The following is a 13,462-nucleotide window of genomic DNA, read 5'->3' as shown; positions in this document are numbered from 1 at the left end:
TTTATATATTTTTGCAAACAAAGTAGAAATAAGACTATAGACTAAATGCGTACATCAACAAAATATGAACTTACACTAGGTGATGTACCTTGTTTTTTAGCCTATTTTCTTAATCTGCTTTCGGTGGACGTATTTACTATTAATAGAGGTGCTTAAAAATTGCTAATCCAACAGTTTAGTAGTTCATCGCTTAATTTTCTTTCTAATAACTCTTTAACTGATGGCGCTGGCATGATTTTATATGTATGTAAAGCTTCTTGATTATAATCTATCCAGTGAAACGCTAAATGAGATTCTTTAGATTTTGGTATGAAATCAATATGTAACTCTTGCGAATCTACTTCAAAAATGTGATTAATTTCATGATGAAGAACTTCACGGTCTTGCCATTGATTTTCTATTACGCCTAAAAATTGTTTTATGTTACAATTTACTCCGAGTTCTTCTCTTAGTTCTCTTATTAATGCATTCTCAGCCGATTCGCCAACTTCAACATGACCACCTGGTAAAAAATAATGATGGCCAATATATTCAGCCAATAATAATTTATTATCCTTTAACATTACAGCTCGTACAATGTGATGAAATTTATTTTCCAATTGTTATTCCTCCTAGTCTTTTTACTTTATATTTGATTAAAATAGTCATTTAATATAGGGATAATATAAATCATAAGTGTTTCATACGGGTGAATTTCGTTATTTTCCCGTTTTACAAACTCCAACTGTATTTAGTTCATTCCGTAATATCTCAATGTATCCTTCAGGAATAAAGTGAAACTTTATTCAGTGGGGGTTTTATTCAGTGGGGGTTTTATTCATCCCCACTGATTATTAGCCTTCACCAATCGGACGTTTACGGACAGTTGATCTCCCACCTAACTTCTTTGCTCCAACTGGATTTGGAGGTGGGAGCTTTACTGTCCGTTAACGCGGGAGAAACACCTCGATTTTCACTTCCGAAAATTGCATATTTCCTTTCACACCTTTACTTCATAATATTTAAACGAATAAACGATATACTTGCTCACCATCATAATCATGTCCCAATGGTTGAAAACCGTAATGTTCATATAGTGTCTTTGCAGAGAGATTCTCTTTATGTACGGTTAATCTTATTTCTTTACACGCCTTACATGTATTCTTTATTAAGTAAATACTTTCTTGTAACGCCGCTTTTCCATAACCATTCCCTTGCTGCTTTTGATCAATAATAAATCCATTGATCCAATACATATCAGTTGTTTCTCTTATAACAGCATGCATAATAAAACCAACCATTAGATTACCGTCGTATATTGCAAATGGTATGTACTCCACATTGTCACCATCTGGTTTTATATATACTTTAGCAAGTGAAACTGCTACAGCTGGAACAAATTTCGTTTGATTTTCTTTAACTTGTAGCTTTAAAGCATCTTCCCAATTCTCTCTCGTAACAACCTTTAACTGGACATTCACTATTGTAAGCTCCTTTATAAAGAGAATGTATTTATATATTCAACGTAGTGAAATAAATCCCTGTTTCGGCAGCGACTTATAGCATAGTTTTAATAAAGTCTTGAATAAATTTTTCTTCATCTATTTCTAAAGCTATACAGGCTCCTTCTGATATAGAACTAGGTCGAAAATCAGCAAATGTTTGGCCTTTCGTATCTCCGTATGTATCTACATTCACTGTACGATTTACAAATTCAAAAAAACTTGGATTTACTAATCCACTTATAGCAACAACATCATGAAGCAATGGCCCTTCGATAGATGGATTAAGTTTTTGGTATGCAGAAAAATAGTAATCATACATTGGTTTCATTATCGTATGAAATGGATTCTTTGAATTAGCTTGAATATAGTCAAACATATTTGGCGTTAACACAGCTTTGTTTGTTACATTTAAAGGATATATAAATAAATTATTTGCTTGCTGAAAAACAATTTTACTTGCAATAGGATCTCCATACACATTTGCCTCTGCTAATGGCGTAACGTTTCCTACTTCTAAAAAGACACCACCCATGAAATATATTCCTTTTACATTTAGCATTAAATCATTCCATAAATTAAAAGCAATCGCTAGCGAGGTAGATCTTCCTACATCGACAATTGTTAAATCCTTTCCGTACTTTACAAGAATCGAGGCAATACTACCAAAATTGTATATTGGGATAGACAGTACACTTTCTGGCACATGAATAGGCCCTAATCCTTCTGGTCCATGAATTTCAGGATAATATGTAGTAATTTCTTCTGTAAGTGGTTTTGTTGCACCGCTAATCACAGGAATGTCTTGTCTATTTGCTAACTGTAAAATATACGCTGCATTATGCGCAGCATGTATATGTTCAACATTTCCATATCCAGTTACAATACCAACAATTTCAATTTCAGGATGCAGTAAACCAAACATAATGGCAAACGAGTCATCAATACCTGGGTCTCCGAAAAATAATACTTTTTCCAAAGGATGCCTCCTTTCATATAGTAAATAGCAGTTGATAACTATGTATATGTAAAAAAATAATTAAACTATACAATTTTATATGGATATTACTAGTAAGAATTGTATAAATAAAAAGGATTAACATTATGCTAATCCTTCCACTAATAAGAAATCTAATTAACAGTTCAATTACATCTCTTACAAGTACTAACCAAACTACCTTGCTGTATTGCGGTACTCTTCACTTTGTATTTCTTTTTTTAATGATACATGTGCAATTAAAACCCCAAGTATAGTAATTCCCCCGCCAATTATCGAAACAAATGTCGGCACTTCACCTAACCATAACCACGCAATAAAACATGCAGTTACTGGCGTTAAATATAGAGAGCTTGTTGCTTCAGCAGCACCAGAATGAGAGATGATATAAGCCAATGCGATATATGGGAGTACTGTTGGAAATAAACCTAAATAGAAAACACTCATATTCACTTCAAGAGGAGCTGCTAGTATTTCTGTATACATTCCCGGTAAGAAAATAAGCATACATACAGTACTAGATAAAATTGTATATATGGTAAATGGTAAGAAGCCGTATTTTTTTAAGTAAGAAGTTTGGAAAACGAAAAATAGGCTTTCTGAAATCGCTGCTAATAATATAAATAATCCTCCACTATTCAATTGAATAGCATCTCCTTGACTAAATGATATGAAAGCAATTCCTATAAAACTAATTACACCACCAATCCAGCCATTTACTTTCATTTTTTCGTTCAAAAAAACAGAGGCAAAAATAGCCGTTACGATTGGTGTGACTGAAACAATTAAACTTGCAGATCCAGCATTGACTGTTTTTTCGCCGTAGTTTAATGCAATGTGATAAATAGTAAACCCTAAAACACCAAATATAAAAATTGCTGGGATATCCTTTAAATCTGGTAGCCGCAATTTATATATAAAGGAAAACAAAAGAAGTATAAATGAAGCAATTAATAAACGTAGTAAAGTAAGGTGCTCTGGTGTATAAGATTCGAGTCCCATACGAATTGCCGGAAAAGCGGTTCCCCATATTAAAATCGTAAAAGCGTGAGCACATATGATGCGTAAATCCCATTTTTTATTCTGCATGTTATCTTTCCCTCCCTAATAAACCAACCACTTTCAAATTACCAATTATTTCTTTTCATCATATTTAATAGTTGTTACAATGTCTTCAACCAGTTATTTATCGTAAAAACCAACCACTTGGCATTTTTAAAGTGAACGAGGGAGTTTTTTTATGACAACTAATAAAAAACTGCCTAAATATCGGCAGATAGTAGACTATATGAAAGAAAAAATCGAAAACGGAGAATGGCCTATTGGAAGTAAGATCCCTAGTCAACGGCAGTTAGCCAAATTATTTCAAGTAAATCGTAGCACTGTAATAACTGCACTAGATGAACTTATGGCAGATGGATTGATTCAAGGGCAAATCGGAGCTGGAACAATTGTAACGAATAATACATGGTCTTTATTAGCGACGAATCCACCGCCTGATTGGAGTGAATATGTAAAGGCTGGTATTCATAAACCTAGTAAGTTAATGGTACGAGACATAAATGAAGCAGAAGCAAATAAAGAACTTATTCACCTTAGTAAAGGTGAACTCGCGCCGCAACTTTTCCCACTAGAAACTATGCAGTCCATTATGAAAAGTGTAAGTGACGAATTAGATTATTTTGGATACGAAGAACAAAAAGGGTTTTTACCGTTACGTGAAGCAATTAGTAAATACGTAAAATCATTTGGAATACATGCATCAGCCAATTCTATATTAATCGTTTCTGGTGCGTTACAAGCATTGCAATTAATATCAATTGGTCTATTGCATAGAGAATCAACCGTTTTACTCGAGCAGCCTTCTTACTTATATTCACTTCATGTGTTTCAATCAGCAAATATAAATCTAGCTGGTATATGTATGGACCGTCACGGTATCTTACCTAACGAGTTATTAAAACGAATCAAATATAGTCAAAAGAAAAATATTTTATATTCTATCCCTTGTTTTCAAAATCCAACAGGGATATTAATGTCTCAAGAGCGAAGAAAAGAAATATTAAAAATATGTGAAAAGGAACAGTTACCTATTATTGAAGATGATATTTATCGCGAATTATGGATTGATGAACCACCTCCAGCTCCTTTAAAGTCGATAGATAAACATGGACATGTATTATATGTTGGTAGTCTCTCTAAAACACTTACTCCTGGTCTTAGAATTGGATGGATTATTGGACCAGAACCTGTAATTGATAGATTGTCAGATATAAAAATGCAAACAGACTATGGATCGAGTTCATTATCCCAAAGAGTTGCTGCTGAATGGATAAATAATGATTTTTATGGAGAACATGTTGCAAACATAAGAATTCAATTAAAAGAACGAAGACAAATCATGATACGTGCTTTAAATAAGTACTGTGCAGATGTTGCATCATGGGATATTCCTACTGGCGGATTTTTTATATGGCTAAAGATTGTACCTAGCATTCCGATGAAAAAATTATTTTCAGAGGCACTGTCAAAAGGAATTCTTTTAAACCCAGGGCGTATCTATGAAGAAGAATCAGATCAGTATATTCGTTTATCATATGGATATGCTTCTCCAGAGCAAATGACTAACGGGATTAATGTATTAGGTGAATTAATCCGTAAGTTAATGACATAACAAAAACTCCTCTTTTATTTATAGAGGAGTTTTTGTGTCTCGTATTTACCACAATCTCATTTCCTGCCCCAACATAATAAGCTCTTCATAAGGATCTCCGTCGATATTTAATACTTGAGCAAAAGCAGGTTCTGTTTTTAAACCGTTCTCTTTTAAGTGAAGAATTTCTTCCCTTATATGTGGATGCTGCATTAATAGCATGTGCTCTACGATCATATGTCTATATGCATTTTGGTTACGTACTGGCTTAGGCTGAGCAAATAATTCAAATTCAAAACCTTCAAATTCAAAATTTACCTTTATCGATTCGGTAGTTTTAATTTTTTTCTTTTTTATTTTGAATCCTTTATAAGAACCGTATAAAGATCTCATTTCCTGTTCAAAAACATCAAAGTTATGTACTTCCATTACTATATCTAAGTCGGATTGAATTGTATCAATTCTTATAGGGATTGTCCCGCAAAGAACTGGACTATACAAAGTTAAATCCTCCATTATGTTTAATTTATTCAAAACATCATACACTTTTTGTTGCTTCTCATTCCCAGATTGTAAATATGTAATAGATGTAAACATGGAAGTCTCTCCTTCATTTCACGTAATACGTGACTCACTAAATTCAAGAAAAATTTGTCCGTTTAAATTTGTTCTAGAAGTACCTTTATTTCAGTATATTAAGGCGAATAAACAATATGTTTCAACTTTTCTCCTATACTGCAATATTATAAAAATAAAAAAGGAGGAATTATTATGAGCATTTTCAACGTTCTTTTAACCATCCACATATTATTTGGAACAATATGTTTAATCACCGGTATTGTAGCGATGGTTGCTCAAAAGAAGAAAGGAAAACATACGGAATGGGGTGAAATATATCATGCATCCTATGTTGTGATCACCGTTACTGCAATTATATTATCCATTATGAACTGGGATAAAATCGCATATTTATTTTATGTAGCAATTTTTTCTTATTCATTTGCGATTTATGGCTACCTAGCACGAAAAAAACGTTGGAAAAATTGGCTGCATCACCATATTAGAGGTATGTTAGGTTCTTATATTGGTGCAGTAACTGCACTTTTAGTAAACGTCGGTATTCATATTCCTTTAATTAATTTACTGCCACCTATATGGTTTTGGTTTTTACCTACATTAATCGGTATTCCTCTCGTAGCCAGTGTATCAAAAAAATATAAAAAACGTAGTTAAAATTCATTACAATTTCGTTACTTTCTGATGGTAATTACAAAAAATCATACTCAATGTAATATTTTATTAACAAATTCAAATTCATATTGCTTTAAGTTCGTCACTTAGAGTTAAATAAAAAGAATCCAATAAAAATATTGGATTCTTTTTCGGATTTCATTTTAATATCGGCTCTATGCATTCAATGATGTTACCATTTGGACCACAAACCATCTTTGTATAATTGTGGCTACTTGTTTTATTGGTTCAGTGATAATTACACCATTATAGTTTAAGATTGTAATAACGAATGTAAACGATCTGGGTAATTCGTAAACATCCCGTCAACTCCCCATAAAAGTAACTTTTTCATGTCTGTTTCATTATCTACAGTAAATGGATGAACTTCTAATCCATGTTTCTTTATTCTCTTTACATAAGCTGAATCAATATTTTTATAGTTCATCCCAAGGCCAATACAGTATGTTTTATACTTTTTTATCTCTAATTCAGTTAATTGAACTGCCTTTTTGTAAGATAATAATTGTACTAGAGGTATAGTAACATCTAAACTATGAATTTTTTGCAGACTTTCTTTACTAAATGATTGAATAATAACGTTATCACTTATTTCATAGTGCTTTATAATTTCTAATAGCTTTTCTTCCATACCAGCATATTCATCTGGCGATTTTGTTTCAATGTAATAGTTTGCACCATTCCCGAACGTTTCAATAATTTCTTCTAGTGTTGGGACTGTAGCATCTTCAAATTCTTTCCTCGTTAAACTTGGTTGCTTTTCATTGAAAAAAGAACCTGCATTTAGTTTCTTTATTTCTTCTAATGTATGTTCCTTAACTAGCCCCGTACCATTTGTAGTGCGGTTTACTGTTTCATCATGCATAGCTACTAAATGTCCGTCTTTTGTCATTTGAAGATCAATTTCTATATAATCACCTTTTAATTGTTGTCCTAATGTATAAGCTGCTATTGTATGTTCCGGCGCATACGCAGAAGCGCCTCTATGTGCAATGTTTTTTATATGATTTATTTGATTAATAGCTCTCGTGTACTTAAGTTCATTTGCTTTATGAAAAACAAAAGTACTAATTACTATAAAGGTGCAAATGATTGTAACGATATATATTCTTTTCATAATGATGTATTAACTCCTACATGAAAGCAATTTGGCTTGGATAATTTATTCAAATAAATGTCGATTTTCAAATACTGTCATTTGTCCAACAAATTGAAAGCCAGCCTTTTTATAAATATTAATTCCATCAGGTGAAGCTTGTAATACGCATTGAGCAACTTTCAATTCTTTTGCTTCTTGCAGCAAGTAATTAAACATAGTAGAGCCAAATCCTTGCCCTCTCATTTCTTCTTTAGTTGCTATATCATAAATACCAATACTATCTTTTGTACATACTAATGAACCAACCGATACGACTTCATCTTTAAAAATCCCTAAATATAGTTTCATATTTTCACTATTCCATAAATCGAAAGAAGCAGTTTCATTGTAAAATGTTTGCACATGTATACCTTCCTCTGACGTACCAAATAGATTAGCTAACGTTTCCCCAAACTTTTTAATTTGTCCTAACGAAGATGCTCTTTGTATCGTAAAACCTTCTGGCATTTTTATTGTTGGTTGAATTGTCTTTAAGTCTGCTACCATCGCGATATTTTGTTCTGCTTCTTTTAAGCCAAGTTTTATTAATTCGTTTTTTATAGTTTGCTCATGCCTATCATCCCAAAACCAAATACTCATTGGAAATTTCTTTTGATTATATGCGCTTACCACTTTATATATTTTCTCAATACCTTCCGTTACATCATTGTTTAGTAAAGTAATGATATTAAATGTATCTGCAGGTAAACCACAGTCTACAGCAATATAATCCTTCGTTTCTTTTACATTCATTCCACGTACCTGTCGCGCAATATATGACGTTTTATATGTGAAGTTATCTATTAATAACTGTTTATAATTCATTCTTTTTTCTCCTTTCATAAAAATTCGTATTCGAATCGTTCAGTATTAAATATAACATATATGAAATGTGCCTATTTCTATAAAAATAGCTCTATACATCACTCTTTTCACCCTAAAAGAATTAAAAATGATATAACGTTGTCGGAATGAAAAAAGTGGTATATAATAAATATTAACATTACTAGTAATTATTTTAGGTATTCCTAGAATAAAGGAGCGATACATATGAAAATTACTATTTATTTCGGAAGTCATGAAGATCAAGATGTTCGTACTATGGACTGTCATATAGATGTAGAAGATACAGAAGAGATTGTTTCTGTATCATAATATAAATTGTATGGATGAACCCTCTTCCCTACAGCGTTTAAGGCACCTTTTACAGGTGTCTTTTTTGTTGTTTTTTTCGTCAAAAACCCTTTACTTTATAGCGTTTTAATAGTAAAATATAAATATACGAACAAACGTTCTTTTTATTTTAATTGTACATGAAGGGATGATTTTTACAATGGCTCAAGCAAAGCGCAGAGGAAGAAAAAAGCAAACACCTATCATTTCAAATACAGGCTTTATCGGCTCTGTCTTTATTGATACATTGGAGTTACAAAAGAAATCCTATTATTTCGCTCGTAAAAAACTTCAAATTGTTCATCACGTACTTGATGGCCTCTCTGGGGCAACAAGTTCTCTATTTAAAGAACATAACATTTCAGCATACATGTCATGTGTGTATTTACATAAACAAAAGAAAATCGGCTTTGTTCTTTCAACGAAACCATTTGAACAAAGTGACGGCGTTGCTTATTTTGTAAATTATTTAATCGAAAAGGATTTTTACGGTAATGATGAAGAAGTAGAATATCAAGAAGTATTTAATACAGGTTTTATCGGTGTAGTATTCGCTGATTTATGTAGCATAGATCGCTTTAATTTCGAGTTTGAAATGGGCATGTTAACGAAATTAATGAAAGATATGATTATTCCGGTTAAAGAACTCTTTTTACGCCACAATGTACCGGCTTACATCTCCACTTCTCATTTAGAGGAACAAAACAAATTAGGTTTCATTCTATCTGTAAAACCGTATGATGAACGTGCAGAAGCAGATTTATATTTTGAGGCGTATTTAAAAGAACGAGGGTTATTTATCGGTGATGAAGAAGATGATATTGATAGGATTGTTATTAGAAAAACAGCTGAATTACGATAGAAAAGCGCAGGATGTAGATCCTGCGCTTTTTATAATTTATGTGATTTACCAAATAAACGGTATTAGTTTTTTGTTTATACACTGTAAATTGTTCCCCATACTTGTTTTGTAAGTAATCATCAGATTTTAGAATATAGTCAAAAACAAATACTAAGAATAGGCCTAGCGGGATAAATAAACTAAAAATATTGCAAGAGATTAATGCTAAACCAAGCACCAAAATGCAATCTCCAAGATAATTAATATGAATCGCATATTTAAATAAACCGCCTGTATATAGCTTACCTTGATTTACAGAATTGTCTTTAAAAGGTTTTCTAAGTAACTCTGAAACTACGAAGCACTATAATCTTTCGAATGAACTTCTAATGTGAAACGATTTGATGAAATTTTAATTACTATTAAATATAAGATTCCACCTGCAATTGGAATGATATAGGCTGGGATATTATTTAATAATAGACCTGATATTGCAAGTGCTATTGGCTGCATCATTTTCCCTAAGCTTAATCCAATACTAAGCACTCTTCCCCTATATTCATCAGGAATCTCTTTTTGCATGAAATAAATTAAAGGAATATCAATTAGCGCTATAATAATCCCTAAAAAGATCATAACAACACAATACGTAATAACGAATACAAAATCATTCACTTCATAGCTTTTGAATAAAACTGGAATCCCTGAAAAAATCATCATAACTGACAACATAGAACTTAGCTTTTTCAAAAGATAAGAGTAAGAAAAACGATTAGTTATCTTTTTTACTACAATTGCACCAATTATCATCCCTACTGGAAAGGTCCCTTGAATGATACCAAATTGCTTAGAACTAAGATTGAGTACTGTGTTAATAATGTATGGCAATGGAACGGTAACAGCAAAGCCTAAGAAGAAATTAAACGAAATTAAAATATGAAACGTATTCTTTAAACTTTCCTTTTCAAGTAAGTAAGAAAATCCCTCTTTTATATCTTTAATAAAATTAACTCTTCTTTTTGAATTTCCCCCATTTATATTACACTCGAACAGTTTAAAGTGAATAAATAGTAATGCTATCCCTGAAAGAATAAATGAAATACCGTTTATAATGATAAAAGTTTTAATATCAAATACTGAAAAAACGATACCACCTAACATGGGTCCAAGAATTAGAGATACAGAATCAATAATTTTACTTATAGAGTTAATACTCATAAGCCTCTCTTTAGAGACGATATTCGGTTTCGCAGCTTCTAATCCTATTCCAAAAAAGGTTGAAAAGACCGTCATTAGAAAGGTCGTAGTATAAATGATGAATAAGTTTAATCCATAACGGCTGCTTACTATATAAACAGCTATTAATAAGCAGCCACTTAGTAGATCCATACAAACAACTAGTTTCTTTTTATTAACTTTATCAGCAATTACACCAGCAAATGGATTTACAACAATCATTGGAATTGTTCCTAATATGAGCGTAATCGCGAAATTTAACGCTGATCCAGTTATTTGTAAAACATATAAACTTAATGCGAAGCTATACATAGAGGTCCCGAATATTGATACTGTTTTTGCGATTGAATATAAACAAATATTTCTTAGTTCCGGGTTTCTATTTTTATTTTCTATATGTAATCGTAAACTTCCCATAACAATTCCCCCACTATTCTTTGTATTACATTAAGTGTAAGTTATTGGGTTAACCCAATATCAACACGTACTATTTGAAAAGTTTTAAGGGGAAATAAATAAAAGATGGGGTTAACCCCATCTTTTTCCGAAAAATGAATATGTATAAATTTCTTCTCCTTGAACAAAGAAATCCTCGTACTTACCTCCTCGTTTCAAATAGTTTGAAGTACTTTCATCAATCGAATGAAACTGTAGATTTTGGATTTCTGTCGTTACTTTTGAAAGTGTAAAATTCGCTCGGAATTTATTTGTAATTTGGCTATTTGAGCTGAAATTTTTAAATAAAATAAATAAGCTTAATAAATAGCAATCTATTTTAAAAAGCGGATTTAATTCGTGAAGTAAAAAACTCTCATGTTCAAAACTATAATTGCTCGTACCAGAATGATCAATTATAATATCAACAGACTGATTCTGAATAGGGATGTTCAAAAAATCAGCACAGATAAAGAGTATGTTTCTTTTCGGATTTCTACTCGTTAATACATCCTTTAAAAATAAAAGTTTATTAAAATCTCGATCCACTGCAATGTATAGGCAATCTTCTGGCAGTTCTTCATAAATATTTCTCAAAAAGAATCCAAGTCCCGATCCTATATCCAGTATTAATTTGTTATTTAAATCTAAATGTATTAGTTTCTTTTTCGCCCATTGCCCTTCTCTATGCATATTTTCCAAATATGCATTATCAGTTTCATGAATATAATCCGAAATAGTTTCTTCCATTGCCGTTTGCTCATTTACTTTAAATGTTTTATCAGCAGTTATAATTCCTGAAGTAATACTATATTCTTCACCACAATTACAAATTAACTTCCCCTCGGTAATTTGATTGTTATTAATAATTCCATCTTGAAGAATTAGTTTTTTGCTACACTTAGAACATGTCAGTAAATGTAGTACACTTAAATCTATCCCTATAATTGAATTAGAAGTTTCACTTGTTGATATTAAATCATGTAACACTTCCTTTAATTTATCCCGTTTTTTCTCCAAAAGTTCTATTTCCTGTTCCAACTTGTCATATTTCAGCTTAAATAAAGATTGGTAAAAAGTATCTTTTTCGTAATTCATAGATTTCGCTAAATTTTTATAAAAAAATAGTTCTTTAATTTCATTCAAGCTAAACCCTAGTTCTTTGTAATGTAATATAAGTTTTAAATCTGTTTGACAATACTCATCAAAAAAATAATGCCCTCCCTTTTTTTCAGGAATAATGAGACCCAGGTCCATATAATGTCTAATTGTATCAATACTTATGTTATTTAATTCTCCAAATTTCCCTATTTTCATAGCATCACTACCATTTATATATTTTTTTATATAGATTTCTATTTTTATATTTAAAAACCCTTTAAACTTTCGAAACAACATTATTTACGTTATGTATGGGATATTTGGATGCCACATATTTTATAGGTGTATAATCCTTTTATTTAATTAAATTTCCATCGCATAGAATATACAGGAATTTATAACTTAATATAGAAAATTAAAAGGAGAAGTTTATATTCTAAATAAGGGGATATACATACGGAATGAGGGATTAGAAAATGAAAATTGCAATAGTCTGCTTCGATAACTTTACTGATATAGATGTTTTTTTACCATGGGATTTATTAAATCGTGTACGGTTAGTTGGCGATGTTTCTGATTGGAACGTTCAACTATTAGGAACGGAAAAAACTCATATATCCATGTCTGGTTTACGTATTCCCATGACAGGAAGCATATCTGATATTCCTTCTGCTGACGCAGTAATATTTGCAAGCGGTAAAGGTGTACAAGATTTATATAAAAACCAAGAGTATATTAATAGCATTCATGTAGTTCCTCAAAGACAATTAATAGGATCTATGTGTTCTGGTTCATTATTACTAGGAGCTAAAAAATTGCTAACAGGTAAAAAAGCGACTACATATCCGTCCGTAGTAGAACAGCTTAAAGAATTCGATGTAGATGTTATTGAACAAAGTTTCGTGAACGAAGGAAATATCTCGACTGCTGCAGGCTGTTTTGCTGCTCAAGATCTCTCAGCTTGGATTATAAGAACCTTAATCAATGAAACAATGGTCGATACTGTACTAGAAACTGTTCAGCCAGTAGGCAAAGGTTTATATTTTTAATTTCGTTGCTCCTAAAAATAATAAAATGAGACTTTTTGTTTGATGGCGACGTAATATGCTTTCATTTTCAATTAAATTAAATAAAAAACCCGCGAATCATTCACGGG

13 protein-coding genes and 1 pseudogene are annotated in these 13,462 nt (G+C 31.6%); 4 read left to right on the top strand and 10 right to left on the bottom strand.

The features are described from left to right. Window positions 1-152: 152 nt before the first annotated feature. From MHB74_RS12985 to MHB74_RS12970, 4 genes are all read right to left on the bottom strand, one after another. Window positions 153-599 (bottom strand): NUDIX domain-containing protein, encoded by a 447-nt coding sequence (locus tag MHB74_RS12985; RefSeq protein ID WP_061679018.1) that lies wholly within the window; start codon window positions 597-599, stop codon window positions 153-155. Between the two features lie 402 nt (window positions 600-1,001). Then, a complete protein-coding gene (locus MHB74_RS12980; RefSeq protein WP_061679017.1) occupies window positions 1,002-1,460 on the bottom strand; it encodes a GNAT family N-acetyltransferase in 459 nt (152 codons plus the stop codon). A 76-nt stretch (window positions 1,461-1,536) separates the two neighbouring features. After that, on the bottom strand, window positions 1,537-2,460 hold the full coding sequence (locus tag MHB74_RS12975; RefSeq protein ID WP_061679016.1) for a nucleoside hydrolase: 924 nt from the start codon (window positions 2,458-2,460) through the stop codon (window positions 1,537-1,539). Window positions 2,461-2,655: 195 nt separating this feature from the next. Then, the gene (locus tag MHB74_RS12970; protein ID WP_061679015.1) at window positions 2,656-3,567 is read right to left on the bottom strand and encodes a DMT family transporter; all 912 of its coding nucleotides are present in this window, start codon (window positions 3,565-3,567) and stop codon (window positions 2,656-2,658) included. Between the two features lie 151 nt (window positions 3,568-3,718). Here MHB74_RS12970 and norG point away from each other — a divergent pair, with 151 nt between their 5' ends. Beyond that, on the top strand, window positions 3,719-5,152 hold the full coding sequence (gene norG / locus MHB74_RS12965; RefSeq protein WP_061679014.1) for an efflux pump transcription regulator NorG: 1,434 nt from the start codon (window positions 3,719-3,721) through the stop codon (window positions 5,150-5,152). 45 nt (window positions 5,153-5,197) lie between these two features. Here the strand turns inward: norG and MHB74_RS12960 are convergent, their stop codons facing one another. Continuing rightward, a complete protein-coding gene (locus MHB74_RS12960) occupies window positions 5,198-5,728 on the bottom strand; it encodes a DUF4269 domain-containing protein (RefSeq protein ID WP_061679013.1) in 531 nt (176 codons plus the stop codon). Between the two features lie 174 nt (window positions 5,729-5,902). On the opposite strand from MHB74_RS12960, the gene MHB74_RS12955 reads away from it, so the two are divergent. Further along, window positions 5,903-6,364, top strand: coding sequence for a DUF2306 domain-containing protein (locus MHB74_RS12955; RefSeq protein ID WP_061679012.1), 462 nt, complete (start codon window positions 5,903-5,905; stop codon window positions 6,362-6,364). Window positions 6,365-6,635: 271 nt separating this feature from the next. On the opposite strand, the gene MHB74_RS12950 is transcribed toward MHB74_RS12955, so the two are convergent. Next, window positions 6,636-7,499: a glycerophosphodiester phosphodiesterase gene (locus tag MHB74_RS12950; protein ID WP_061679011.1), complete on the bottom strand. Its 864-nt coding sequence runs from the start codon at window positions 7,497-7,499 to the stop codon at window positions 6,636-6,638. Between the two features lie 45 nt (window positions 7,500-7,544). Next, window positions 7,545-8,345, bottom strand: coding sequence for a GNAT family N-acetyltransferase (locus tag MHB74_RS12945; protein ID WP_061679010.1), 801 nt, complete (start codon window positions 8,343-8,345; stop codon window positions 7,545-7,547). A gap of 496 nt (window positions 8,346-8,841) precedes the next feature. On the opposite strand from MHB74_RS12945, the gene MHB74_RS12940 reads away from it, so the two are divergent. Continuing rightward, window positions 8,842-9,555 (top strand): hypothetical protein, encoded by a 714-nt coding sequence (locus MHB74_RS12940; protein ID WP_141658075.1) that lies wholly within the window; start codon window positions 8,842-8,844, stop codon window positions 9,553-9,555. A 45-nt stretch (window positions 9,556-9,600) separates the two neighbouring features. Here the strand turns inward: MHB74_RS12940 and MHB74_RS12935 are convergent. The 3 genes and pseudogenes from MHB74_RS12935 to MHB74_RS12925 all read right to left on the bottom strand — a co-directional run. Beyond that, a pseudogene (locus tag MHB74_RS12935) lies at window positions 9,601-9,889 on the bottom strand (DUF1295 domain-containing protein); the annotation flags it as partial. Then, window positions 9,889-11,187: an MFS transporter gene (locus tag MHB74_RS12930; RefSeq protein WP_061679008.1), complete on the bottom strand. Its 1,299-nt coding sequence runs from the start codon at window positions 11,185-11,187 to the stop codon at window positions 9,889-9,891. The gene MHB74_RS12930 and the pseudogene MHB74_RS12935, both read right to left, overlap by 1 nt. A gap of 111 nt (window positions 11,188-11,298) precedes the next feature. Next, window positions 11,299-12,522 (bottom strand): MerR family transcriptional regulator, encoded by a 1,224-nt coding sequence (locus MHB74_RS12925; protein ID WP_061679052.1) that lies wholly within the window; start codon window positions 12,520-12,522, stop codon window positions 11,299-11,301. 260 nt (window positions 12,523-12,782) lie between these two features. Here MHB74_RS12925 and MHB74_RS12920 point away from each other — a divergent pair, with 260 nt between their 5' ends. Further along, a complete protein-coding gene (locus MHB74_RS12920) occupies window positions 12,783-13,355 on the top strand; it encodes a DJ-1/PfpI family protein (RefSeq protein WP_061679007.1) in 573 nt (190 codons plus the stop codon). Window positions 13,356-13,462: the final 107 nt, after the last annotated feature.

The sequence above is a fragment of the Bacillus sp. FSL K6-0069 genome (assembly GCF_038007785.1).
Taxonomy (GTDB): Bacteria; Bacillota; Bacilli; order Bacillales; family Bacillaceae_G; genus Bacillus_A; species Bacillus_A mobilis.
The sequence above is the reverse complement of the archived record's forward strand: the minus strand, read 5'-3'. Positions and strand labels throughout refer to the sequence as shown.

Coding starts and splice junctions, on each gene's coding strand:
- MHB74_RS12945 (WP_061679010.1), bottom strand. CDS start 8,345: ATGAATTATAAACAGTTATTAATAGATAACTTCACATATAAAACGTCA.
- MHB74_RS12950 (WP_061679011.1), bottom strand. CDS start 7,499: ATGAAAAGAATATATATCGTTACAATCATTTGCACCTTTATAGTAATT.
- MHB74_RS12970 (WP_061679015.1), bottom strand. CDS start 3,567: ATGCAGAATAAAAAATGGGATTTACGCATCATATGTGCTCACGCTTTT.
- MHB74_RS12930 (WP_061679008.1), bottom strand. CDS start 11,187: ATGGGAAGTTTACGATTACATATAGAAAATAAAAATAGAAACCCGGAA.
- MHB74_RS12960 (WP_061679013.1), bottom strand. CDS start 5,728: ATGTTTACATCTATTACATATTTACAATCTGGGAATGAGAAGCAACAA.
- MHB74_RS12940 (WP_141658075.1), top strand. CDS start 8,842: ATGATTTTTACAATGGCTCAAGCAAAGCGCAGAGGAAGAAAAAAGCAA.
- norG (WP_061679014.1), top strand. CDS start 3,719: ATGACAACTAATAAAAAACTGCCTAAATATCGGCAGATAGTAGACTAT.
- MHB74_RS12925 (WP_061679052.1), bottom strand. CDS start 12,522: ATGAAAATAGGGAAATTTGGAGAATTAAATAACATAAGTATTGATACA.
- MHB74_RS12920 (WP_061679007.1), top strand. CDS start 12,783: ATGAAAATTGCAATAGTCTGCTTCGATAACTTTACTGATATAGATGTT.
- MHB74_RS12955 (WP_061679012.1), top strand. CDS start 5,903: ATGAGCATTTTCAACGTTCTTTTAACCATCCACATATTATTTGGAACA.